The sequence below is a fragment of the Pseudomonas sp. ABFPK genome, from assembly GCF_001586765.1.
Classification (GTDB): Bacteria; Pseudomonadota; Gammaproteobacteria; order Pseudomonadales; family Pseudomonadaceae; genus Aquipseudomonas; species Aquipseudomonas asiatica.
This window is the reverse complement of the sequence record NZ_LQXW01000016.1, coordinates 77,569-99,780: the sequence shown is the minus strand read 5'-3', so window position 1 is coordinate 99,780 and position 22,212 is coordinate 77,569. Positions and strand designations below refer to the sequence as shown.

The following is a 22,212-nucleotide window of genomic DNA, read 5'->3' as shown; positions in this document are numbered from 1 at the left end:
GCTGGCCCTAATAGGCCAGCCGCCTTTTCTTTTTCAAAATGTCAGCGCTGCCACAGATCTGAAGTCATGCGCCTCATGTTTGCTGCGCGACAGCGCAGCCCGGAAGGGCTGGGTGATCTCCCACAGGCATAGCGGCACATATGAAGTCGGTGCTGTACCTGTGGGAGCGGGTTTACCCGCGAAGAGGCTGGTACAGGAGTACCCCCTGCCGTAACCCCCCGCTACAAACTCCCCGGGCATGATCCTGACTTAGCCGTATAATGGCCCACCTGTCGTGTGTGAAAATTTACCCATCCGCAGGTAACCGAGCCTACGCCCAAGAACACAGGTGCTGTACATGGATTTCAACCCGCTGGACCTTATCCTGCATCTCGATGCCTACCTCGATCTGCTGGTCACCAACTACGGCCCCTGGATCTACGCCATCCTCTTCACCGTGATCTTCTGTGAAACCGGGCTGGTGGTCATGCCCTTCCTGCCTGGCGATTCGCTGCTGTTCATTGCCGGCGCCGTGGCCGCCGGTGGCGGCATGGACCCGTTGCTGCTGGCCGGCCTGCTAATGGCCGCCGCGATCCTCGGCGACAGCACCAACTACGTGATCGGCCGCACAGCCGGCGAGCGGTTGTTCAACAACCCCAACTCGAAGATCTTCCGTCGCGACTACCTGCAGCGTACCCACGACTTCTATGAACGCCACGGCGGCAAGACCGTGACCATGGCGCGCTTCCTGCCCATCCTGCGCACCTTTGCGCCGTTCGTCGCCGGCATCGCCCACATGCACTACCCGCGCTTCCTCGGTTTCAGCGTCGCCGGTTCGCTACTGTGGGTCGGCGGCCTGGTGACCCTGGGCTACTTCTTCGGCAACGTGCCATTCATCAAACAGCACCTGTCGCTGATGGTGGTGGGCATCATCATCCTGTCGCTGGTACCGATGATCCTCGGCCTGCTGCGTGGCCGCCTGGGCCGCACGGCCAAAGCGCACTGAAACTTGCCGATGTGGTCGTTCAGCGCCTGGCGGCGCAAGCGCACCCTGGCGCGCTATCCCATCCCCCCCCAGCAATGGCAGGCCGTGCGCGAGCGCCTGCCAATGCTGGACGGCATCACTGACGAAGAGGATCGCTGGCTGCGTGAAGCCTGCATCCTGTTCCTGCTCGACAAGCACCTCACCTGCCTGCCCGGCGTCGAGCCGGATGACGAGCAGCGCCTGTTGCTGGCCGCCCAGGCGCAGTTGCCGCTGCTGCACCTGGGCGAGCTGAACTGGTACCAGGGTTTCCACGAAATCATCCTCTACCCCGACGACTTCAAGAGCCCACAGCGCCACCGCGATGCCAGTGGCGTGGAGCACGTGTGGGACGGTGAGCACAGCGGCGAAGCCTGGCAGCAGGGCCCGATCATCCTCGCCTGGAGCGGCGTGCTAGCCAGTGGTGGCTGGGAGGCCTACAACCTGGTTATCCATGAACTGGCGCACAAGCTCGACATGCTCAATGGTGATGCCAACGGCCTGCCGCCGCTGCACAGCGGCATGCCCGTGGATGAATGGGCAACCGCCATGCAACAGGCCTATGACGACCTCAACCGCCAGCTGGACGCCAACCCCGACGCCGAAACCGCCATCGATCCCTATGCCGCAGAGAACCCCGCGGAGTTCTTTGCCGTCACCAGCGAGTACTTCTTTAGTGCTCCCGACCTGCTGCAACAGGCTTATCCACAGGTCTACCGCCAGTTGTCGCTGTTCTACCGCCAAGACCCGCTGGCGCGCCTGTGCCGGCTGCAGGCCGAACACCCGGAATACCGCGAAAGCCACGCCTGACGGGGCCGCACATCAGGCCAGGCGTGGCATGCCCATGCAGAATGTGCCTATAATCGCCGCCACTTTTTTGGTCAAACACGGGGGCACTGCCCAATGAGCTACAGCAAGATTCCGGCGGGCAAAGACCTGCCGAACGACATCTACGTCGCCATCGAGATCCCGGCCAACCACGCGCCGATCAAATACGAGATCGACAAGGACAGCGATACCCTGTTCGTCGACCGTTTCATGGCTACCCCGATGTTCTACCCAGCCAACTACGGCTTCATCCCGAACACCCTGGCCGATGACGGTGATCCGCTGGACGTGCTGGTCGTTACCCCTTACCCGGTAGCCCCAGGTTCGGTTATCCGCGCCCGTCCGGTCGGCGTGCTGAACATGACCGACGACGGCGGCGGCGACGCCAAGGTCATCGCTGTTCCTCACGACAAGCTGTCGCAGCTGTACGTCGACGTGAAGGAATACACCGACCTGCCAGCCCTGCTGATCCAGCAGATCGAGCACTTCTTTGCCAACTACAAAGATCTCGAGAAGGGCAAGTGGGTCAAGATCGAAGGCTGGGAAGGCGCTGACGCCGCCCGCGCCGCGATCACCAAATCGGTTGCTGCCTACAAGGGCTGATACCGATTGCATGAAGAACCCCGCCTCGGCGGGGTTTTTTTATGCCTGATGGATGGCTGGTCGCCCTGGCACTGGATGACCTGCCTGCGCAGCACTTTTGTGGGAACAACTGTCTTGCTCAAATTCTAGATGCCGACCCGCTCCCACAGGAACCGCGCACTTGCCTGGGAGAGTAAAAAATCCTACGCAGTCCTACTCCAACGCCCTACAAACAGGCGCTTTTCACACAAGCCCCATCAACATCCGGTTCATATCCTTGCTGGCACCCCGCCGCTACACTCGCCGCCATGAACACATCCGGTGACAGACTCAAAGCCCTCCTCCACGAATGTGGCCTGACCCCTTCCGATTTCGCCGCCCAGCGCAGCGTCACGCCCCAGCACGTCAACAACTGGCTCAAGCGCGGCGTGCCCCTGGCCCGGCTGGACGAAATGGCGGACCTGTTCTGCGTGCATCGTCGCTGGTTGCGCACGGGCGAAGGCCCCAAACACCACAACCCGATCCTGCGCACCTGCCCACCGGAGCCGGCGCCCGCCAACCCGCACACGCCGCTATCGGCGCAAGGCGGCCGTACATTGAAGGTGCCCTTTTACGAGTTGCACAACGGCCTGCTGTCGCCCGTGGCCGGCAAACACCTGTGCCTGCCCGCAAAAGCCCTGAAAGGGTTGGGAGTGCATGCCGACGACGCCATCTGCCTGGCCATGCCCGCCAGCAACATGACCCCGCTGATTCCGCTGCAAGCTACCCTGGCCATCGACCTGGGCATGACCCAGGTGGTCGAGGGCGAAACCTATGCCCTGCTGCACAACGGCGCGCTCAGGGTTAACAACCTCAGCCTCGGCCAGCACGGCACGCTGTACCTGCACAGCCATGATCGGCGCAACTATGCGGTCGAACGCTACACCGCCGCCCAGCGCCAGACACAAGGGCTAAAGGTCCTGGGCTGGGTGTTCCACTGGTCGCATTTCCGCCAGCAACGGCCCGACTGAAACAACCTGTGCCATTTTTTGCTGGGCATCCTGCGCGCGCCCTTGTATGCTACGCCGCACATTCAGCCCCGACCGGCGCAAGCCGCGGTCCAGAGGGCTCGGCGATATCCCACACGGGCATCTGCCATCTCTTTCAGGCCCTTGATGGCCACACAGTTAAGGCGATTGCGGCTTACCATAAATTAGTCGGAAGCGTCCCCGAGAAGCCGGCCACAAGCCGGCTTTTTAATGCCCGCCATTCCCATCCTCTGAAACTTTCTGCAGCCTTCCCATGGCCAGGGAATCGCCGCTGCGTGAGCGAAAAAAATCTCATTCGCCATTTATCTGACACTATACTAACGCTCATCCGAAAATCGTCGGATAAATGACGTTTCGCGTAGAGCTTTCACCCTCCTGATCTAGGCTCAAGCCATATGGGAGGAGGTGTAGTCCATGCGCAAATTATTGATTGGCTCGTCGATCCTGGCTTGTCTCGTGGTGTTGGGCGGCTGGTTGAGTCGACCGCAGCCGGTGCCGGTCAGGCTGCTGGAAGTTGAGCGGGGACCGGTGGAGACGGTGGTGGCCAACACGCGCGCGGGTACGCTGAAGTCCTGTCGACGCTCGCACCTGTCCTTCAATGTCGGCGGCCAGGTTGCCGAGTTGCTGGTCAGCGAGGGCCAGCGGGTCCAGCCGGGTCAGGTGCTCATGCGCCTGCGGCAGGACGAGCAACAGGCCAGGCTACAGGAAGCCGAGGCGCGGCTGGAGGCCCAGCGCAACAGCCGCGAACAGCGCTGCCAGCAAGCTCTGCTGGACCGGCGCGACCTTGATCGCCTCGGCCAGTTGGCCGACCGCAAGTTGATTGCCGCCGACCGCCTCGATCAGGCCACGACCAAGGCCAACCTGGCGAAGTTGATGTGCAGTGCCAGTGCCGTGCTGATCCGCGAGGCCGACGCCAGCCTGCAGTTGCAGCGTTCACTGCTGGAACAGACAACTCTGCGTGCACCATTCGCCGGCATCGTCGCAGAAATCAACGGCGAACTCGGCGAGTTCGTCACCCCGTCGCCGCCAGGTATTCCCACGCCGCCGGCAGTCGACCTGATCGACGACAGCTGCCTGTTTGTAGAGGCACCGATCGATGAGGTGGACGCTGCCCGGGTTCACCCCGGAACCGCCGTACGGATCAGCCTGGATGCCTTCCGTGGTCAGCATTTCACCGGCCGCGTCAGCCGCATCGCGCCCTATGTGCGCGAACTGGAGAAGCAGGCGCGCACCGTCGATGTCGAGGTGCGCTTCGACCAGCCGCCGGCAGACCTGGCCCTACTCACCGGCTATAGCGCCGATGTCGAGATCCTCCTGGAGCAGCACGCGGGTGCCTTGCGCATCCCCACCGAGACCCTGCTGGAGGGGCAACGCGTGCTGCGATACGACCCGAGCGCCCGGGTGTTGCGCGAGGTGCAGGTGCAAACCGGGCTGAGCAACTGGCGCTGGACCGAGGTGCTTGCAGGGCTGGACGAGGACGCACGCATAGTCGCCAGCCACGAGCAGGAAGGGCTCAAGGATACCGTGGCGGTGATCCCGGCGGATGCCGCGGAGACCGAGAAATGATCCGCCTGCGCGGCGGTAGCCGCAGCTTCCAGTTGGGCGAACAGCAGGTGATGGGACTGGATGGCCTGGACCTGGACATCGCCGCCGGTGACTACATGGCGGTGATGGGCCCGTCGGGCTCGGGCAAGTCGACCTTGCTGAACATCCTCGGCCTGCTCGACGCGCCGAGCGCCGGCGAATACTGGCTGCAGGGCGAGGCCACGGCGGCCCTGAGCGAGGCGCGCCGCGCCCAGTTGCGCAGCCGGCTGATAGGTTTCGTGTTCCAGTCCTACCACCTGATCGCACGGCTGACGGTGCTGGAAAACATCGAGCTGCCGATGGTCCTTGCCGGCATTGGTGCGGCACAACGGCGCAAGCGCAGCAGCCAATTGGTGGCACGCCTGGGGCTGGGCGAGCGCATTGCCCACCGCCCGGCCGAGCTGTCCGGTGGCCAGCGCCAGCGCGTGGCGATCGCCCGGGCGATGGTCATGCAACCGGCGCTGCTGTTGGCCGACGAACCCACCGGAAATCTCGATAGCCAGGCCGGCGCAGAGGTCTTCAGCCTGCTGGAGGAGCTCAACGGCGAGGGCCTGACCCTGATAGTGGTGACCCACGATGCCAACCTGGGCGCCCGTGCACAGCGCCAGCTGCACATGCGTGATGGGCGGATCCACAGTATTGCGCCGCAGTGGGCGCTGGCCTGATGCGCGCTGCCGATGCCCTGGGCTTCTGGCTAGGTGCCTTGCGTGGGCATCGCTCACGCAGCCTGATGCTACTGCTGGCCATCGCTATCGGGGTGGTCGCGGTCAATCTGCTCACCGGTCTTGGCGCGGGGGCGCGGGCCTTTGTCCTGAACGAGTTCTCGCTGCTCGGGCGCGACATACTCATCGTTTTCCCGGGGCGCAAGGAAACCACCGGGCGAATGCCGCCGCTCACCGGGCTGACGCCACACGAGTTGACCTTGCAGGATGTCCAGGCCATCACCCGGTTGCCGGGCATCCGCCGGGTCGCGCCGCAGCAGGCCGGGCAGATGGAGGTGATAGTCGGCAACCGCAATCGTGAAGTGCTGACGCTGGGCACCACCCGGGACTTCTTCGCCATTCGCCAACTGACCGTCGTACAAGGCCAACCCCTGCCGACGCTGGACCCTGAGCAGGCCGAAGCCGTCTGCGTGATCGGCGGCAAACTCCGGCGCGAGCTGTTCGGGGCTCGCCCGGCCCTGGGTGAATGGTTGCGCGCTGGCGACCGGCGCTTCCGGGTGGTTGGCATTCTCGGCGAGCGGGGCGAATCGCTGGGGATGGATTTCGCCGAGATGTTGATCATCCCGGTGGCCAGTGCCCAGGCCTTGTTCAATAGCGAGGGGTTGTCGCGGGTGTTTGTCGAGGTGCATGGTCCGAGCTTTCTCGACCGTAGCAAGCAGCTGATACTCGCCGCGCTCAAGGAGCGTCACGAGGGTGAGGAGGACGTTACCCTCGTCAGCCAGGACAGCCTGCTCAGCGCCTTCGACCAGATACTCGCGGTGCTGACCCTGGCGGTGGCCGGCATTGCCGCGATCAGCCTGCTGGTGGCAGGCATCCTGATCATGAACGTGACCTGGATTGCAGTAAGCCAGCGCACCGCCGAGATCGGCCTGCTCAAAGCCATAGGCGTGACGGCGGCGCAGCTGCGCCTGCTGTTCCTCGGCGAGGCGGCGCTGTTGGCCCTGACAGGGGCACTGGCAGGGCTGCTGCTGGCCGAAACCTTGCTCTGGCTGGGGCGCCTGGCGTTCGATCTGCCGCTCTATGCCCCCTGGTGGGCGCGGGTTGGCGCCGTGCTGCTGGCACTCGGCACGGCGCTGCTTTTCGCCTGGCTGCCTGCCGCTCGGGCCTCGGCGCTGGAGCCGGTGGCGGCGCTACGCCCGCCGGGGGCGCACTGATGCGCTGGCAAGATGGTTTCCGGCTGACCAGCTCGGCGCTGACCTGCCGCCCGCTGCGCAGCCTGCTGACCCTGCTCGGGGTAGCGATCGGCATAGCCGCCGTGGCGCTGCTCACGGCCATAGGCGAAGGCGTGCGCGGCTATGTGCTGGAGAACTTCTCGCAGTTTGGTACGCGGATCATCACCGTGCGCCCGGGCAAGACCCAGACCAGCGGCCTCGGCGGCCTGCTTGGCAGCGTGCGGCCACTGACCATCAGTGACACCGACGCCCTGCGGCGCTTGCCGCATGTCGAGGCGGCGGTGCCGATCATTCAGGGCAGCGGGAATATCCAGTTCGGTCACCTGAGCCGGCGCAGCGACATTCTCGGTGGCGGCCATCAGATGGCACAGGCCTGGCGCATGCAACTGAGCCTGGGCGAGTTCCTGCCCCCGGCCCGTGACGGCCGTTCGCCGCCCTATGTGGTGCTCGGCCATCAGCTGCGTACCGAGCTGTTCGGTGCGCGCAACCCGCTGGGTGAGCTGATCCGCGTCGGCGGCGTACGTTTCCGGGTGATCGGCGTGATGGCGGAGAAAGGCCAGTTGCTCGGTTTCAACCTCGACGATATCGCCTACATCCCGGTGGACTGGGCGGAAAGCCTGTTCAACCGCACCGGGGTGGTCAAAGCCCATGTGGTGTTTGGCGCCGGTACCACTTCACGGGCGTTGAGCCGGCAGATTCGCGAGGTGCTCGGCGAACGACACGGTGCGGAGGACTTCAGCCTGACCACCCAGGACGACATGCTGCGCAGCTTCAACCGCGTTCTCGGCACCCTGAGCCTGGCCATTGGTGCCTTGGGGGGCATTTCGCTGTTGGTCGGCGCCGTCGGCATTCTCACCATCATGACGACCACTGTGGGCGAGCGCACGGCAGAAATCGGCCTGTTGCGGGCGATTGGCGCCAGTCCGCGGCAGGTACTTGGGTTGTTTCTCGCTGAAGCGACGCTGCTGTCCCTGGCCGGTGGCCTGCTTGGCCTGCTGTTGATGGGCCTGCTGCTGGGGCTACTGCACCTGGCCATGCCGAGCCTGCCCTTGGCGCTGCAACCGCTGTTTCTGCTGCTGGCGCTGCTGCTGGCGGCGGTGCTCGGCATTCTCGCCGGCCTGGCCCCGGCCGTGCGGGCGGCTCGCTTGCATCCGGTCGCGGCGCTGCGCATCGAGTAGCGGCCAGGCCAAAGAGCCCCTTGATGGGGCTGCTTTGCAGCCCTTCGCGGGCACGCCCGCTCCCACAGGCCGCGCGGCGCGCTTACTGAATTTGACCCACCACAAGCTGACAGAAAAGTAATCTGAAGCTCAGCCAGCTGACAGCGCAGGTCCGCTAGCGTTAAGGAAGATTGTGGGGGGCTTCTAGCCCCACGGGCTGGGGCGTTGAACCGCCTGAATACCAGCAACTTTTCGACTGACTGGACGCAACGGCATGCAAAGCAAAACCACCAGACGCTCTTTCGTCAAAGGCCTGGCCGCTACCGGACTGCTTGGCGGGCTTGGCATGTGGCGCGCGCCGGTCTGGGCCGTGACCAGCCCGGGCCAACCGAGTGTGCTGAGCGGCACGGACTTCGATCTCTACATCGGTGAGCTGCCGGTCAACATTACCGGCGCTGCGCGCACAGCGATGGCCATCAACGGCTCCATTCCCGGGCCCATCCTGCGCTGGCGCGAAGGCGATACCGTCACGCTGCGTGTGCGCAACCGCTTGCAGCAGGACACCTCCATCCACTGGCACGGCATCATCCTGCCGGCGAACATGGACGGGGTGCCGGGCCTGAGCTTCCATGGCATCGCCCCCGACGGCATGTATGAGTACAAGTTCAAGGTCCAGCAGAACGGCACCTACTGGTACCACAGCCACTCCGGTTTCCAGGAGCAGGTCGGGGTGTATGGCGCCCTGGTCATCGACGCGAAAGAGCCTGAGCCGTTCACCTATGACCGGGACTACGTGGTCATGCTCAGCGACTGGACGGATGAAGACCCTGCACGGGTGCTGTCCAAGCTCAAGAAGCAGTCCGACTACTACAACTACCACAAGCGCACGGTGGGCGATTTCGTCAACGATGTGAGCGAAATGGGCTGGTCCGCCGCGGTAGCCGACCGCAAGATGTGGGCCGAGATGAAAATGAGCCCCACCGATCTCGCTGACGTGAGCGGCTACACCTACACCTACCTGATGAACGGCCAGGCCCCCGACGGTAACTGGACGGGCGTGTTCAAGCCGGGCGAGAAAATCCGCCTGCGCTTCATCAACGGCTCGGCCATGACGTATTTCGATGTGCGAATTCCCGGCCTGAAGATGACGGTTGTCGCGGCGGACGGGCAGCATGTAAAGCCCGTTTCGGTCGACGAGTTCCGCATTGCCGTTGCCGAAACCTACGATGTCATCGTCGAACCCGAAAGCGAGCAGGCTTACACCATTTTCGCTCAATCCATGGACCGCACCGGGTATTCCAGGGGCACCCTGGCTGTTCGCGAAGGCTTGCAAGCCCCTGTTCCAGCTGTCGATCCACGGCCGATCATTTCCATGAGCGATATGGGCATGGACCATGGCGGTATGGGTGGAATGGACCACGGCAGCATGGCTGGCATGGATCACGGCGACATGGCTGGCATGGACCACGGCAGCATGGCCGGCATGGACCATGGCAACATGGCTGGCGCCAACGCAGCCATGCAGAGCCACCCAGAATCCGAGACCAACAACCCCCTGGTCGACATGCAGACGATGACCCCTACGCCAAAACTGGGCGATCCGGGCATCGGGCTGCGTGACAACGGCCGCCGTGTGCTGACCTATGCGGACCTGCGCAGCACCTTCCCGGACCCGGACGGCCGCGCGCCAGGTCGCACAATCGAGCTGCACCTCACCGGCCACATGGAAAAGTTCGCCTGGTCCTTTGACGGCATCAAGTTTTCCGATGCCGAGCCATTGCGCCTCAAGTATGGCGAGCGCCTGCGCATCACCCTGGTCAACGACACCATGATGACTCACCCCATCCACCTGCATGGCATGTGGAGCGACCTGGAGGATGAGAACGGCAACTTCATGGTGCGCAAACACACGATCGACATGCCGCCTGGCTCAAAACGAAGCTACCGCGTCACTGCAGATGCTTTAGGACGTTGGGCCTATCACTGTCACCTGCTGTTCCACATGGAAATGGGCATGTTCCGCGAAGTCCGTGTGGACGAATGAACTGGAGATCCGAGATGAGCAAACCAATGAAACGAAGCGCGTTTTTCCTTTCTGCTGCAATGGCCGGCCTGTTTGCAGTTTATGCCCCATCATCCTGGTCCGACGGCAACGATCAGCAGTCTGCCGATGCCAAGGAAGCCAGGAGTGCCCAAGGCATGGACCATGGTGCGATGAAGGGCATGGACCATGGCGCCATGAAAGGGATGGATCACAGCTCGATGAAAGGTATGAACCATGACGCCATGAAGGGTATGGACCATGGTTCGATGCAGGGCATGGACCACGGCAAGATGATGGAATCCCATGGCAGTAACAAAGCCAAGGCAGGGAAAGATGCTCAATAGCCTGGCACGACCATCGCTGCTGGCACTGACCGTTACGCTGGGGGCGCTGGGCGCTGCGCCCAGCTTCGCCGCTGAAGAAATGGACCATTCGATGATGGACCACGGCGAGATGGATCATGGCAGCATGCAGGGCATGGACCATGGCGCGATGAATCATGGAGCTATGAATCATGAGGCTATGAATCATGAGGCTATGGACCATTCGACAATGAACCAAGGCTCGGCGGATACACCGACAACAAGCCGTACCCCGATCCCGGTCCTGACCGACGCCGACCGCCAGGCAGCCTTCCCCCCATTGGGTGGGCATCAGATGCACGACAGTGCTATCAACAGCTTCTTCCTGCTAGATCAGCTCGAGTACCAAGATGCGGATGAAGGCAGCACGCTGGCCTGGGATGCTTCTGGCTGGGTAGGCGGCGATATCAACCGGCTGTGGATCCGCTCCGAAGGTGAACGCACCAACGGTGTCACCGAAGATGCCGAATTGCAGCTGCTGTACGGCCGCTCGATCAGCCCATGGTGGGATGTGGTTGCCGGGGTGCGCCAGGACTTCAAGCCTGAATCTCCCCAGACCTGGGCGGCGTTCGGTATCCAGGGCATGGCGCTTTACGACTTCGAAGCCGAAGCCACCGCGTTCATTGGCGAGAACGGCCAGACTGCCGCTCGCCTGGAAGGCGACTATGACATTCTGCTGACCAACCGCCTGATCCTGCAGCCGACCGCTGAAGTCAACTTCTATGGCAAGAACGACCCTGGGCGCGGTGTGGGTTCCGGACTGGCAAATACCGAAGTCGGGCTGCGCCTGCGCTATGAAATTGTCCGCCAGTTCGCCCCCTACATCGGCATCACCTGGAGCCGCTCCTACGGCAAAACCGCCGATTTCGTCCGCGACGACGGTGGTGATGTGGATGAAGCGCGTTTCGTGGCCGGTATCCGCATGTGGTTTTGAGAACCAGACATGAAAAGAACAATAACAACGCTTGTTGCAGCAGGCGCAGTGGCCAGCGTGGCCGTGCTGGGTGCTGCGTACTCCGGCCTGGTCAACGTGGGGGCCGATGATCCCCATTTCCCCGCCGTGCATGCGTTTCTGGCCATGGCCCGGGACCGCTCCATCGCAGTACGGGCCAGGGACATCGAGGTGCCAGACCTGAAAGATGAAGCGCTGATTCGTACCGGCGCCGGTAACTACAATGCCATGTGCATCGGTTGCCACCTTGCCCCTGGCGTCGAGAAGACCGAGCTCAGCCAGGCTCTGTATCCATCACCCCCCAACCTGACCATAAGCGGTATCGGTGGCGACCCTGCTGCGGCGTTCTGGATCATCAAGCACGGCATCAAGGCCTCCGGCATGCCGGCCTGGGGCAAGAGCATGGGCGATGAATACATCTGGGGCATCGTCGCCTTCCTGGACCAGCTACCTCAGTTGAACGCCGAGCAGTACAAAACGATGGTCGCGGCCAGTGGCGGCCACCAGCATGGTGGTGGCGAAAGTGAAATGCACAACCATGAAGGCCAGCACCGCGGCAACGTGCCTGGCCACCATGGTGAGCAGGCCTCGGGCGCAAGCCAGCATGATGAGGGGCATTCAAAGGCCCATACTCATCGCGATGGCAAGCAGCACATGCATAAAGACTGAAGGCTGCTCGGCACTGCCTTCAGTTGTCACGCAGGGTACGCAGCACGCGATCCGCCAATGCCAGGCAACTGGTCAAACCCGGTGACTCGATACCAAACAGGTTCACCAGCCCCGGCACGCCATGCTCGATGGGCGTACTGATGACAAAGTCTGCCGCCGGGTCCTGCGGGCCGCTGATCTTCGGGCGGATGCCGCTGTAGGCCGGTTGCAGGCTGGCGTCTGGCAGGTCGGGCCAATAGCGCCGTACTGCAGCGTAGAAGCTGTCGCCGCGTCGGGGGTCTACCGGGTAGTCGATATTTTCCACCCACTCCACATCCGGGCCGAAGCGCGCCTGGCCGCCCAGGTCGAGGGTCATGTGCACGCCCAGGCCGGCGTGCTCCGGTGCGGGGTACACCAGGTGCCGAAATGGCGCGCGACCGCTCAGGCTGAAATAGCTGCCTTTGCATAGATAGGCCTTGGGCACATGGGCCGGATCGAGGCCGGTGATGTGCCCAGCGACTTCAACTGCCGATAACCCGGCGCAGTTGACCAGCCGCTGGCAGGTCAGGCTCATCGGCTCGGCACCGCCCATGTCCAGGCTGAAACCGGCCTCGATCACCCGCGCGGCAAGCAGTGGGGTATGCAGTACCAAGGTGGCGCCTGCGGCCTCGGCGTCACCCAGCAGGGCGAGCATCAAACCGTGGGAGTCGATGATGCCGGTGGACGGCGACCACAGCGCGGCGACACATGACAGCGCCGGCTCCAACTCACGCGCTTGGTCGGCGTCGAGCCATTGCAGGTCATCGACACCATTGCGCCGGCCCTGCTCCAGCAGGCGCTGCAAGCCTTCGACCTGGGCCGCATCGGTGGCGACGATCAGTTTGCCGAGGCGTTGGTATTCAACGCCCCGACTGTCGCAATAGGCATACAGGCGTTGCTTGCCCTCGACACACAACTGCGCCTTCAGGCTGCCATCGGGGTAATACAGGCCGGCGTGGATCACCTCGGAGTTGCGCGAGCTGACCCCGACGCCAATGCCCTCGCCCGCCTCCACCACCAGCACTTCATGGCCAGCCTGGGCCAGGGCGCGCGCCACCGCCAGTCCGACCACGCCGGCCCCGACCACCACACACTCGATATCAACGCTCACCTGCACCTCGCTTGTCGAAAGGCTTGACTGGCCTGTATCACCCCAGGCGCCACTCTAATCAAGCGGGCCATCAGGTGTATACCGACAGGTTTGCAGCGCCTGTGAGACCGAGCGCCGCCCGCGCGGCGCTTCGCAGCACAAGGCTGCTCCTACATTTGTTTCGGGCCAATATCGCCTGTGCCAGGGGCGCGCGGTCGCCTTGTTTGTGCGACGCGTTATCACGGCATGCGCCAAGGCGTTCGCACGCGAATTACACAGGAAGGACTGGCCCGAAACAGATGTAGGAGCAGCCTTGTGCTGCGAAGCGCCGCGCGGGCGGCGCTCGGTCTGACAGGCGCTGAAACTGCCGCGGCGAACACCTTGCGGCCCTCATGCGACCTAAAGGCAAACGCTCACTGCCCCATGCCCAATTCAGCATCATCCATCAGCGCCTTGGCCATCGCACTCAGGTAGTGCGCAGCCCAGATCATCATCGGCTTCTCATCCATCAGGCCGGTGATGGTCAGTTCGCGGACATAGCCCATCAACTCTGAGGACTGCTCGCGGGCATCGCGGCAGGGGATGCCGGGCTCGATGCGAAACAGTGGGTGGGTGCCGTGTTCGCCTTGGTAGAACGTGGTCTTGCCGACAGTGAAATGGGTGTCTTCTGTGGTCATTTTTGAACCCCCTGAAAATTCTCGACTGCCTGGACGGGCCCTTTCGCGGGTAAACCCGCTCCTACATGGACCACCGATCGTTGTAGGAGCGGGTTTACCCGCGAAAAGGCCGGCCCAGACAACACATCACTCAAGCCTCAGTGCAAAGTCCGAGGCTGAGCGGGCAGCAGCATGGCCTGATGCACAACGGTCGCCGCGCACAGCGCGTAGTCCGTGGCCCGGATCAGGGTGTCTTCAAGGGAATGAATATCGTGGGGGGATCGGGGACAATCTTAAGCATGGTGAGGTTCTCAGTTGATTGGCTAGAACCGCCACTCATTACTTGCAGTGTGATGGGTGGCGGCCACGTACAGGTCTGCAAGACCGGCAGAGAACGAAACCGGCAGGTTCGAAAACCTCCCGTACGCAGCCACCCTCAAGCGCGCGCAATGGCATGCCATTGGGGCGCTAGGAAGCTATTTCAGAAATGGCCTACGCGCAACGGGAAAAATCTGATTATCAGAAGTCATACCGCGGCTCGAATGAAGGGATATCTCGGTAAACCTGTCAGCCCTTCACACACACCACCTGCCGCAAGGTGTGCACCACCTCCACCAATTCCTGCTGCGCGCGCATCACCGCATCGATGTCCTTGTAGGCCATGGGGATCTCGTCGATCACCTCCTTGTCCTTGCGGCATTCCACATGCGCCGTGGCCCGCCGCTGGTCTTCCACGGTGAAGCGGCTCTTGGCCTTGGTCCGGCTCATCACCCGGCCGGCACCATGGCTGCAGGAACAGAAAGACTCCTCGTTGCCCAGCCCTCGCACGATGAAGCTCTTGGCCCCCATCGAGCCGGGAATGATGCCCAACTGCCCTTTCTGCGCCGACACCGCCCCCTTGCGCGTCACCAGCACCTCTCGGCCAAAATGCTGCTCGCGCTGCACATAGTTGTGGTGGCAGTTCACCGCTTCCAGGCTGGCCTCGAACGGTTTACCGAGCGCCTTGCGAGCCGCACCGACCACCGCCAGCATCATCAGCTCGCGGTTCTGCCTGGCGTAGTCCTGCGCCCACTCCACCGCTTCGACGTAGTCGGCGAAATGGCGGCTGCCTTCCTCGAAATACGCCAGGTCCTTGTCCGGCAGGTTGGCCAGGTGCTGGCGCATGTCGGCCTGGGCCAGTTCGATGAACAGGTTGCCAATGGCATTGCCCACGCCCCGGGAGCCGCTGTGCAGCATGAACCAGACGCGGTCGGCCTCGTCCAGGCACACCTCGATGAAGTGGTTGCCGCCGCCCAGCGTCCCCAGGTGATGGCGGTTATTGGTCTTCTCCAGGCGCGGGTACTTGTCGGTGATGGCCTTGAAGCGCCCGGCCAACTGCCCCCAGGCCTTGTCCGCCTTGGCTGGCACATCGGCCCAGGCGCCCTGGTCATGTTTGCCGAAGGTCTTGCCATGCGGCACGGCGTGCTCGATGGCATTGCGCAGGCCATGCAGGTTGTCCGGCAGGTCGCGGGCGTACAGCGACGTGCGCGCGGCGATCATTCCGCAGCCGATATCCACACCCACCGCGGCGGGGATGATTGCGCCAACCGTGGGGATCACACTGCCGATGGTCGAGCCCTTGCCCAGGTGCACGTCCGGCATCACAGCCAGGTGCTTGAAGATGAACGGCATCCTGGCTGTGTTGAGCAGTTGCTTGCGGGCGTCGTCTTCCACCGGTACGCCGTCGGTCCACAACTTGACCGGCTTGCCGCCGGCGACCTGGAGAATGTCCATGGGGCTGTTCCTCGAATGCATAGCCGAATGATACCGCCAAAGGTCGTAGAGCCGTCGGTTGCCAGCGAGGTGGCAATGTGCTGTATGCTTGGCGGGTCTTCAGGGCGGGGTGAAAGTCCCCACCGGCGGTAAATCGAAAGATGAGCCCGCGAGCGCCCCGGCCATGCCGGGGGTCAGCAGATCTGGTGAGACTCCAGAGCCGACGGTCATAGTCCGGATGAAAGAAGGCGTCAGGCAGGGGCCATCCGGGCGCCCCTGCGCGCGCATTTTGTTCGCCCCGAGACGTTCATCGATCATTCACGAGGAGCGTTTCATGTCCACCACGCACCACCCGCAATTCCCCAATGTCAGCGCCGCCATCGCCGCCTTCCGGGCCGGGCGCCCTGTGCTGCTGCTCGACGACGACGACCGCGAGGACGAAGCGGACATCATCGCCGCCGCCGAGAACATCTCGCTGCAGACCATGGCCATGATGATTCGCGATTGCAGCGGCATCGTCTGCCTGTGCCTGGACGAGGCCACCGTCGACGAACTGCAACTGGCACCCATGGTGCAGAACAATCAGGCCCGCCATGGCACCGGCTTCACCGTCACCATCGAGGCGGCGGAAGGCATCACCACCGGGGTGTCCGCCCAGGACCGCATCACCACCATTGGCGCGGCATTGCGCTCTACTGCGGAGCAGCGCCATATCGTCAGCCCGGGGCATGTATTCCCGCTGCGCGCCCGCAATGGCGGGGTGCTGACCCGCCGTGGCCACACCGAAGGCTCGGTAGACCTGGCACGCCTGGCCGGGTTGCGCCCGGCGGCAGTGCTGTGCGAACTGATGAACCCCGATGGCACGATGGCCCGTGGCGAGCAGGTGGCGGTGTATGCGCGGCAATACAATCTGCCGGTGCTGACCATCGAGGAACTGGCGCGGTACCGTGAGGCCATGCTGGAGCTCGAGGCAGAGCCAGCCTGATCCACCGCACGGGGCCGCTTTGCGGCCCATTCGCGGGTAAACCCGCTCCCACAGGGACCGCGCAGACTCGGAACCGGTGCAGTACCTGTGGGAGCGGGTTTACCCGCGAAGAGGCCGGCAAGTGCAACCTCAGGCTGCCGGAAGTTTGCTCCCCCCGCCCCGCTCTGCTAGTGTCGCGCCGTTCTGAATGCTACCGAGACAGTCGCCATGGCCCGCAAAAAAGCCTCCCTCGATTTCGAGCAATCCCTCGCAGACCTGCAAGCACTGGTCGAGCGCCTGGAGAACGGCGAGTTGTCGCTGGAAGAGTCGCTGGCCGCCTTCGAGCAAGGCATCGCCCTGACCCGCGATTGCCAGGGTGCCCTGGCCCAGGCCGAACAGAAGGTGCAGATCCTGCTGGAACGCGATGGCGAACTGGCTGCCCAGCCCTTCGACGCGGAGCCGGAAGCATGATCGGCACCTACCAGGCCAGCTGCCAGGCGCGGGTCGACGCCGCCCTCGAACCGTTGTTCGTCGCCCCGACCAAGGAACTCGAACGCCTTTACACCGCCATGCGCTACAGCGTGATGAACGGTGGCAAACGCGTTCGTCCGCTGCTGGCTTACGCGGCCTGCGAAGCATTGGGCGCCCCGGCCGAACAGGCCAACGGCGCAGCCTGTGCGGTGGAACTGATCCACGCGTACTCGCTGGTGCATGACGACCTGCCGGCCATGGATGACGACGACCTGCGCCGCGGCCAGCCGACCACCCACAAAGCCTTCGATGAAGCCTGCGCGATCCTCGCCGGCGACGGTCTGCAGAGCCTGGCCTTCAGCGCCCTGCTCGACCCGCGCCTGAGCCCACAGGCTGACAGCATTCGCCTGGCCATGGTCCAGGCCCTGGCCAAGGCTGCCGGCCCGGCAGGCATGGTCGGTGGCCAGGCCATCGACCTGGGCTCGGTTGGCCTGAAGCTGGACCAGCAGGCGCTGGAGTTCATGCACCGGCACAAGACCGGCGCGCTGATCGAAGCCAGCGTGCGCCTCGGCGCCCTGGCCAGCGCCCGCGCCGAACAGGCGCAACTGGATGCCTTGCAGACCTATGCACAGGCCATCGGCCTGGCGTTCCAGGTGCAGGACGACATCCTTGACGTGGAAAGCGACACCGCCACCCTGGGCAAACGCCAGGGGGCCGATATCGCCCGTGACAAACCGACCTACCCGGCGCTGCTGGGCCTGGAAGCGGCCAAGGCCTATGGGATCGAACTGCGCGACCAGGCGCTGGTCGCACTGCAAGGGTTCGGCGAAAAGGCCGAACCGCTGCGGGCGTTGGCGCGTTACATCGTCGAACGCCGCAATTAAGCAACGACACCAATCCCTGTGGGAGCGGGTTTACCCGCGAATGCGATGTTGAGTTTACCGCCGCATTCGCGGGTGAACCCGCTCCCACAGGGGCCGCGTAACCCGTGGTTGAATGGGCAGTATTTCCTACAATGGGGTAAACTGCCGCGTCTTCACACACCTATAACGACTCGCCTGATGCCCACGACGTTTCAAGAGATCCCCCGCGAACGCCCGGTCACGCCGTTGCTCGACCGCGCTGACACGCCTGCCGGCCTGCGCCGGCTGGCCGAAGCCGACCTGGAGACCCTGGCCGACGAACTGCGCCAGGAACTGCTCTACACCGTGGGTCAGACCGGTGGGCATTTTGGTGCCGGCCTGGGCGTCATCGAGCTGACCATCGCCCTGCACTATGTCTTCGACACCCCCGACGACCGGCTGGTGTGGGACGTGGGGCACCAGGCCTACCCGCACAAGATCCTCACCGGGCGCCGTAACCGCATGCTCAGCCTGCGCCAGAAGGACGGCATCGCCGCCTTCCCGCGCCGCAGCGAGAGCGAGTACGACACCTTCGGCGTCGGCCACTCCAGCACCTCGATCAGCGCCGCACTGGGCATGGCCATTGCCGCCCGCCTGCAGAACAGCGACCGCAAGTCGATCGCGGTGATCGGTGACGGCGCGCTGACCGCCGGCATGGCCTTCGAGGCGTTGAACCACGCCCAGGAAGTCAACGCCGACATGCTGGTGATCCTCAACGACAACGACATGTCGATTTCGCGCAATGTCGGCGGCCTGTCCAACTACCTGGCCAAGATCCTCTCCAGCCGCACCTACGCGAGCATGCGCGAAGGCAGCAAGAAAGTGCTGTCGCGCCTGCCAGGCGCCTGGGAGATCGCCCGCCGCACCGAGGAGTACGCCAAGGGCATGCTGGTGCCGGGCACGCTGTTCGAAGAACTGGGCTGGAACTACATCGGCCCGATCGACGGCCACGACCTGCCGACCATGATCGCCACCCTGCGGAATATGCGTGACCTCAAGGGCCCGCAGTTCCTGCACGTGGTGACCAAGAAGGGCAAGGGCTTCGCCCCGGCCGAGATCGACCCTATCGGCTACCACGCCATCACCAAGCTGGAGCCGGCCGACAAACCCGCCGCACCGAAGAAAGCCAGCGGCCCGAAATACTCCGCGGTGTTCGGCCAGTGGCTGTGCGACATGGCTGCCGCCGACAACCGCCTGGTGGGCATCACCCCGGCGATGAAGGAAGGCTCCGACCTGGTCGAGTTCAGCGAGCGCTACCCGGAGCGTTACTTCGACGTGGCAATCGCCGAGCAACATGCCGTGACCCTGGCGGCCGGCATGGCCTGCGAGGGCAGCAAGCCGGTGGTGGCGATCTACTCCACCTTCCTGCAGCGCGCCTACGACCAGCTGATCCACGACGTGGCGGTACAGAATCTTGACGTGCTGTTCGCCATCGACCGCGCCGGCCTGGTCGGCGAAGACGGCCCGACCCACGCGGGCAGCTACGACCTGTCGTACCTGCGCTGCATCCCGGGCATGCTGGTGATGACCCCAAGCGACGAAAACGAACTGCGCAAGATGCTCAGCACCGGCCACCTGTACAACGGCCCGGCGGCTGTGCGCTACCCGCGTGGCACCGGCCCGAACGCGCCGATCAGCGGTGACCTGGAGCCGCTGGAAATCGGCAAGGGCGTGGTCCGTCGCCAGGGCGAGAAAGTCGCTTTGCTGGTGTTCGGCGTGCAACTGGCCGAGGCCATGCAGGTTGCCGAGCAGATCAACGCTACCGTTGTGGACATGCGTTTCGTCAAACCGCTGGACGAGGCGCTGGTGCTGGAGCTGGCTGCAAGCCATGAGCTGCTGGTAACCATCGAAGAAAACGCCATCATGGGCGGTGCCGGTGCGGCTGTGGGTGAGTTCCTGGCCAGCCAGGCGATCGTGAAACCGCTGCTGCACCTGGGGTTGCCGGACATCTATGTCGAGCATGCCAAGCCGGCGCAGATGCTGGCTGAGTGCGGGCTGGATGCGGCTGGGATCGAGGCTTCGGTGAAAGCTCGGATGGCCAGGCTCGGGTTGTAATCCCTTGGGGGCCGCTTTGCGGCCCTTTCGCCGGCAAGCCAGCTCCTACCTCGACCGCGCCAGCCTCAAGCCATGCGCTATCCCTGTAGGAGCCTGGCTTGCCAGCGATGGAGGGCGCAGCCCTAGCAGAACCTCACCTGGGCGTTGGTGCTTTAGCCTCGAGCAACGCACACAAACGCGCCGTAGCTTCGATCATCTGCCCACTAGGCCGCTCCAGGCCCTTGTCTGGCACCACCAGTAAACGATCATCGGCAACTGCACGCAGTTGTGGCCAGGCCTTCCAACCCGCCAGCTGCGCCTGATCTCCCGCCAGAATGACCTGCGGGTTGCGCAGCAGCACAGACTCCACATTTACCTGCGGCGCCGCCTGGGTGAAATCGGCGAAGACATTACGCGCGCCGCAAACGGCCAGGGCATCGCTGACCACCTGCCGGCCACCGAGCGTATACAGCGGTCGGTCCCAGACCTGGTAGAACACCTGCAAGGGCTCGTCCCGTCGATACTGCTGGCGCAGCTGACGCAGTCGTTCACGCAGGGCCTGGGCATACCGATGGCCCTGTTCGGCACGGCCGATTCGTTCGGCGATGGCTTCGATCTGCTCGATCAGCTGGTCGATATCATGGGGTTCTGCGCTGTACGTTGCGATACCCAGGCGCTTGAGCTGGTCGCGTTGCGCCGGCGGCACGCTGCCCGGCCACAGCAGCAACAGGTCGGGGCGCAGGCTGAGCAGGCGTTCGAGGTCCAGTTGCCCCTGGCGCCCCACCGAGGGCAACTCGCGCAGCGCCGCCGGCCGTTCGCCACCGTCGAGCACACCGACCAGCAGGTCATCGGCCTGCAGTTCGAGCATGATCTCGCTCATCGACGGGGCCAGGCTGACCACCCGCAGGGGTTCGGCGGCCAGTGCGGAACAGGCGAACAGCACCAGCAGGCCGGGCAGCAGGCGCATCAGCCGAGCTGGCGTGGAATGCGATAGAGGTACAGCACCACTGCGGTGGACAACGCCAGCAGGATCTGCGGCACCGCCTCGAGGCCGACCAGCACCGACAAGGCGGCGACCCAGGCCGGGAAGCAGGCATACAGAATGGCCAGGCGCCGCACCCGCGCCAGCTCGATCCAGGCGGCGGGCTCTTCACCAGTGCCGAGCACCTTGGATGTGGCGATGAGGGCGCGCTTGTAGGCACCGAAGCGCGGCAGGCTGAGGAACATGGTCGCCGCGCCGGCAATGAACAGTGGCATGGCCAGCACCGAGGCCAGCGCATCACCGCCACCGAAGGCCCAGGCCATCACTGGCAGCGGCACCAGGCCCACCGCCAGGTACTGCCACCAGGCCAGCGCCAGGCGCCGCTTGACCTCGGCGCGGGTCACGCCTGAGGCACCTCGCCCTGGTGCTCGTTACCCAGCATGTGGCCCAGCTTGCCGGCCTTCGTCGCCAGGTAGTAGCGGTTGTGCGGGTTGTGCCCGGTGTGCAGCGGTACGCGCTCGGCGACGACGATGTTCATGTCGGTCAGGGCTTTGACCTTGCGCGGGTTGTTGGTCATCAGGCGCAACGACTTCACGCCCAGGTGCTCCAGCATCGGCAGGCACATGGCGTAGTCGCGCTGGTCGGCGGCAAAGCCCAGGCGCTCGTTGGCCTCGACGGTATCGGCGCCACCATCCTGCAGCTCGTAGGCGCGAATCTTGTTAAGCAGGCCGATGCCACGGCCTTCCTGGCGCAGGTACAGCAGCACGCCACGGCCTTCACGGGCGATGGCCTGCAGCGCGGCTTCCAGCTGCGAGCCGCAGTCGCAGCGCTGGCTGAACAGGGCATCGCCGGTCAGGCACTCGGAGTGCAGGCGCCCCAGCACCGGCTGGCCGTCCGCGATGTCACCCAGGCTGAGCACCACGTGCTCACGGCCAGTGGCTTCGTCGAGGAAGCCATGCATGGTGAAGGTCGCGAAGGGAGTCGGGAGTTTAGAGGCGGCAACAAAGACGACGGGCACGTTGTGCTCCTGGAATAAGTTGAAAATTTCTCGTGCGCCGATTGTATCAGCAGGTTGGGGGATGTGGGCTGGCTGAATACCGTGGGGTAAGATCGAAAAGTTCGATGCTTATTAGGCCATCGATCAACCCTGCCCCCTACGCGGGCTTCTGTGGGAGCGGGTTTACCCGCGAAGAAGGTAACGCGGTGCCTGGCACCGGCTTCGCCGGTGTTCGCGGGTAAACCC

At 64.0% G+C, this 22,212-nt stretch carries 22 protein-coding genes and 1 riboswitch; of the genes, 16 read left to right on the top strand and 6 right to left on the bottom strand.

Going from position 1 to position 22,212, the window contains the following annotated elements; all coding sequences use genetic code 11:
* The first annotated feature begins 337 nt into the window (after positions 1–337).
* From WM94_RS13125 to WM94_RS13070, 12 genes are all read left to right on the top strand, one after another.
* Complete coding sequence (locus WM94_RS13125) at positions 338–985, top strand: DedA family protein (RefSeq protein WP_025337547.1); 648 nt, start codon at positions 338–340, stop codon at positions 983–985.
* Between the two features lie 9 nt (positions 986–994).
* The gene (locus WM94_RS13120) at positions 995–1,810 is read left to right on the top strand and encodes a zinc-dependent peptidase (RefSeq protein ID WP_023660929.1); all 816 of its coding nucleotides are present in this window, start codon (positions 995–997) and stop codon (positions 1,808–1,810) included.
* Between the two features lie 93 nt (positions 1,811–1,903).
* On the top strand, positions 1,904–2,431 hold the full coding sequence (gene ppa, locus WM94_RS13115) for an inorganic diphosphatase (protein WP_003255365.1): 528 nt from the start codon (positions 1,904–1,906) through the stop codon (positions 2,429–2,431).
* Positions 2,432–2,718: 287 nt separating this feature from the next.
* Positions 2,719–3,420: an XRE family transcriptional regulator gene (locus WM94_RS13110; protein ID WP_061551368.1), complete on the top strand. Its 702-nt coding sequence runs from the start codon at positions 2,719–2,721 to the stop codon at positions 3,418–3,420.
* Positions 3,421–3,852: 432 nt separating this feature from the next.
* Complete coding sequence (locus WM94_RS13105; RefSeq protein ID WP_061551367.1) at positions 3,853–5,004, top strand: efflux RND transporter periplasmic adaptor subunit; 1,152 nt, start codon at positions 3,853–3,855, stop codon at positions 5,002–5,004.
* On the top strand, positions 5,001–5,687 hold the full coding sequence (locus WM94_RS13100; RefSeq protein ID WP_039614639.1) for an ABC transporter ATP-binding protein: 687 nt from the start codon (positions 5,001–5,003) through the stop codon (positions 5,685–5,687). Before WM94_RS13105 ends, WM94_RS13100 begins: the two co-directional genes overlap by 4 nt.
* Entirely contained in the window at positions 5,687–6,898 is a 1,212-nt protein-coding gene (locus WM94_RS13095; protein WP_061551369.1) for an ABC transporter permease, read from the top strand. Before WM94_RS13100 ends, WM94_RS13095 begins: the two co-directional genes overlap by 1 nt.
* Entirely contained in the window at positions 6,898–8,094 is a 1,197-nt protein-coding gene (locus WM94_RS13090) for an ABC transporter permease (protein WP_061551366.1), read from the top strand. The genes WM94_RS13095 and WM94_RS13090 overlap by 1 nt, the downstream gene beginning before the upstream one ends.
* 253 nt (positions 8,095–8,347) lie before the next feature.
* The gene (locus WM94_RS13085; protein ID WP_061551365.1) at positions 8,348–10,117 is read left to right on the top strand and encodes a copper resistance system multicopper oxidase; all 1,770 of its coding nucleotides are present in this window, start codon (positions 8,348–8,350) and stop codon (positions 10,115–10,117) included.
* Positions 10,114–10,461: a hypothetical protein gene (locus WM94_RS13080; RefSeq protein ID WP_061551364.1), complete on the top strand. Its 348-nt coding sequence runs from the start codon at positions 10,114–10,116 to the stop codon at positions 10,459–10,461. The genes WM94_RS13085 and WM94_RS13080 overlap by 4 nt, the downstream gene beginning before the upstream one ends.
* Positions 10,451–11,413 (top strand): copper resistance protein B, encoded by a 963-nt coding sequence (locus WM94_RS13075; protein WP_061551363.1) that lies wholly within the window; start codon positions 10,451–10,453, stop codon positions 11,411–11,413. The genes WM94_RS13080 and WM94_RS13075 overlap by 11 nt, the downstream gene beginning before the upstream one ends.
* A 9-nt stretch (positions 11,414–11,422) precedes the next feature.
* Positions 11,423–12,100 (top strand): cytochrome c, encoded by a 678-nt coding sequence (locus WM94_RS13070; protein ID WP_061551362.1) that lies wholly within the window; start codon positions 11,423–11,425, stop codon positions 12,098–12,100.
* A 19-nt stretch (positions 12,101–12,119) separates the two neighbouring features.
* Here WM94_RS13070 and WM94_RS13065 read toward each other — a convergent pair whose 3' ends face one another.
* From WM94_RS13065 to WM94_RS13055, 3 genes are all read right to left on the bottom strand, one after another.
* Positions 12,120–13,229: an NAD(P)/FAD-dependent oxidoreductase gene (locus WM94_RS13065; protein WP_061551361.1), complete on the bottom strand. Its 1,110-nt coding sequence runs from the start codon at positions 13,227–13,229 to the stop codon at positions 12,120–12,122.
* Between the two features lie 392 nt (positions 13,230–13,621).
* A complete protein-coding gene (locus tag WM94_RS13060) occupies positions 13,622–13,885 on the bottom strand; it encodes a DUF3077 domain-containing protein (RefSeq protein WP_061551360.1) in 264 nt (87 codons plus the stop codon).
* Between the two features lie 546 nt (positions 13,886–14,431).
* A complete protein-coding gene (locus WM94_RS13055) occupies positions 14,432–15,637 on the bottom strand; it encodes an RtcB family protein (protein ID WP_061551359.1) in 1,206 nt (401 codons plus the stop codon).
* A 91-nt stretch (positions 15,638–15,728) separates the two neighbouring features.
* A riboswitch (FMN riboswitch) is annotated at positions 15,729–15,870 on the top strand.
* Between the two features lie 80 nt (positions 15,871–15,950).
* Between WM94_RS13055 and ribB the strand changes: the two genes are divergently transcribed.
* The 4 genes from ribB (at position 15,951) to dxs (ending at position 20,008) form a co-directional block, all read left to right on the top strand.
* Positions 15,951–16,601, top strand: a complete 651-nt coding sequence (gene ribB, locus WM94_RS13050; protein ID WP_061303931.1) for a 3,4-dihydroxy-2-butanone-4-phosphate synthase — start codon at positions 15,951–15,953, stop codon at positions 16,599–16,601.
* A 207-nt stretch (positions 16,602–16,808) separates the two neighbouring features.
* Complete coding sequence (locus WM94_RS13045) at positions 16,809–17,051, top strand: exodeoxyribonuclease VII small subunit (protein WP_003255380.1); 243 nt, start codon at positions 16,809–16,811, stop codon at positions 17,049–17,051.
* Positions 17,048–17,935: a (2E,6E)-farnesyl diphosphate synthase gene (gene ispA / locus WM94_RS13040; RefSeq protein WP_061551358.1), complete on the top strand. Its 888-nt coding sequence runs from the start codon at positions 17,048–17,050 to the stop codon at positions 17,933–17,935. The genes WM94_RS13045 and ispA overlap by 4 nt, the downstream gene beginning before the upstream one ends.
* A gap of 177 nt (positions 17,936–18,112) precedes the next feature.
* Positions 18,113–20,008: a 1-deoxy-D-xylulose-5-phosphate synthase gene (dxs, locus tag WM94_RS13035; RefSeq protein ID WP_024086183.1), complete on the top strand. Its 1,896-nt coding sequence runs from the start codon at positions 18,113–18,115 to the stop codon at positions 20,006–20,008.
* Between the two features lie 133 nt (positions 20,009–20,141).
* Here dxs and WM94_RS13030 read toward each other — a convergent pair whose 3' ends face one another.
* Genes WM94_RS13030 through ribA form a run of 3 tightly spaced genes read right to left on the bottom strand, consistent with a single transcriptional unit; the run spans position 20,142 to position 21,987 of the window.
* Complete coding sequence (locus tag WM94_RS13030) at positions 20,142–20,954, bottom strand: cobalamin-binding protein (RefSeq protein ID WP_061551357.1); 813 nt, start codon at positions 20,952–20,954, stop codon at positions 20,142–20,144.
* Positions 20,954–21,373: a hypothetical protein gene (locus WM94_RS13025; protein ID WP_061551356.1), complete on the bottom strand. Its 420-nt coding sequence runs from the start codon at positions 21,371–21,373 to the stop codon at positions 20,954–20,956. The genes WM94_RS13030 and WM94_RS13025 overlap by 1 nt, the downstream gene beginning before the upstream one ends.
* Complete coding sequence (gene ribA, locus WM94_RS13020; RefSeq protein WP_003260612.1) at positions 21,370–21,987, bottom strand: GTP cyclohydrolase II; 618 nt, start codon at positions 21,985–21,987, stop codon at positions 21,370–21,372. The genes WM94_RS13025 and ribA overlap by 4 nt, the downstream gene beginning before the upstream one ends.
* Between the last annotated feature and the right edge of the window lie 225 nt (positions 21,988–22,212).

Bases quoted from the DNA above. Each gene is read 5' to 3' on its own strand.
- WM94_RS13125 (WP_025337547.1), top strand. From the start codon at position 338: ATGGATTTCAACCCGCTGGACCTTATCCTGCATCTCGATGCCTACCTC.
- WM94_RS13120 (WP_023660929.1), top strand. From the start codon at position 995: ATGTGGTCGTTCAGCGCCTGGCGGCGCAAGCGCACCCTGGCGCGCTAT.
- ppa (WP_003255365.1), top strand. From the start codon at position 1,904: ATGAGCTACAGCAAGATTCCGGCGGGCAAAGACCTGCCGAACGACATC.
- WM94_RS13110 (WP_061551368.1), top strand. From the start codon at position 2,719: ATGAACACATCCGGTGACAGACTCAAAGCCCTCCTCCACGAATGTGGC.
- WM94_RS13105 (WP_061551367.1), top strand. From the start codon at position 3,853: ATGCGCAAATTATTGATTGGCTCGTCGATCCTGGCTTGTCTCGTGGTG.
- WM94_RS13100 (WP_039614639.1), top strand. From the start codon at position 5,001: ATGATCCGCCTGCGCGGCGGTAGCCGCAGCTTCCAGTTGGGCGAACAG.
- WM94_RS13095 (WP_061551369.1), top strand. From the start codon at position 5,687: ATGCGCGCTGCCGATGCCCTGGGCTTCTGGCTAGGTGCCTTGCGTGGG.
- WM94_RS13090 (WP_061551366.1), top strand. From the start codon at position 6,898: ATGCGCTGGCAAGATGGTTTCCGGCTGACCAGCTCGGCGCTGACCTGC.
- WM94_RS13085 (WP_061551365.1), top strand. From the start codon at position 8,348: ATGCAAAGCAAAACCACCAGACGCTCTTTCGTCAAAGGCCTGGCCGCT.
- WM94_RS13080 (WP_061551364.1), top strand. From the start codon at position 10,114: ATGAACTGGAGATCCGAGATGAGCAAACCAATGAAACGAAGCGCGTTT.
- WM94_RS13075 (WP_061551363.1), top strand. From the start codon at position 10,451: ATGCTCAATAGCCTGGCACGACCATCGCTGCTGGCACTGACCGTTACG.
- WM94_RS13070 (WP_061551362.1), top strand. From the start codon at position 11,423: ATGAAAAGAACAATAACAACGCTTGTTGCAGCAGGCGCAGTGGCCAGC.
- WM94_RS13060 (WP_061551360.1), bottom strand. From the start codon at position 13,885: ATGACCACAGAAGACACCCATTTCACTGTCGGCAAGACCACGTTCTAC.
- WM94_RS13055 (WP_061551359.1), bottom strand. From the start codon at position 15,637: ATGGACATTCTCCAGGTCGCCGGCGGCAAGCCGGTCAAGTTGTGGACC.
- ribB (WP_061303931.1), top strand. From the start codon at position 15,951: ATGTCCACCACGCACCACCCGCAATTCCCCAATGTCAGCGCCGCCATC.
- WM94_RS13045 (WP_003255380.1), top strand. From the start codon at position 16,809: ATGGCCCGCAAAAAAGCCTCCCTCGATTTCGAGCAATCCCTCGCAGAC.
- ispA (WP_061551358.1), top strand. From the start codon at position 17,048: ATGATCGGCACCTACCAGGCCAGCTGCCAGGCGCGGGTCGACGCCGCC.
- dxs (WP_024086183.1), top strand. From the start codon at position 18,113: ATGCCCACGACGTTTCAAGAGATCCCCCGCGAACGCCCGGTCACGCCG.
- WM94_RS13030 (WP_061551357.1), bottom strand. From the start codon at position 20,954: ATGCGCCTGCTGCCCGGCCTGCTGGTGCTGTTCGCCTGTTCCGCACTG.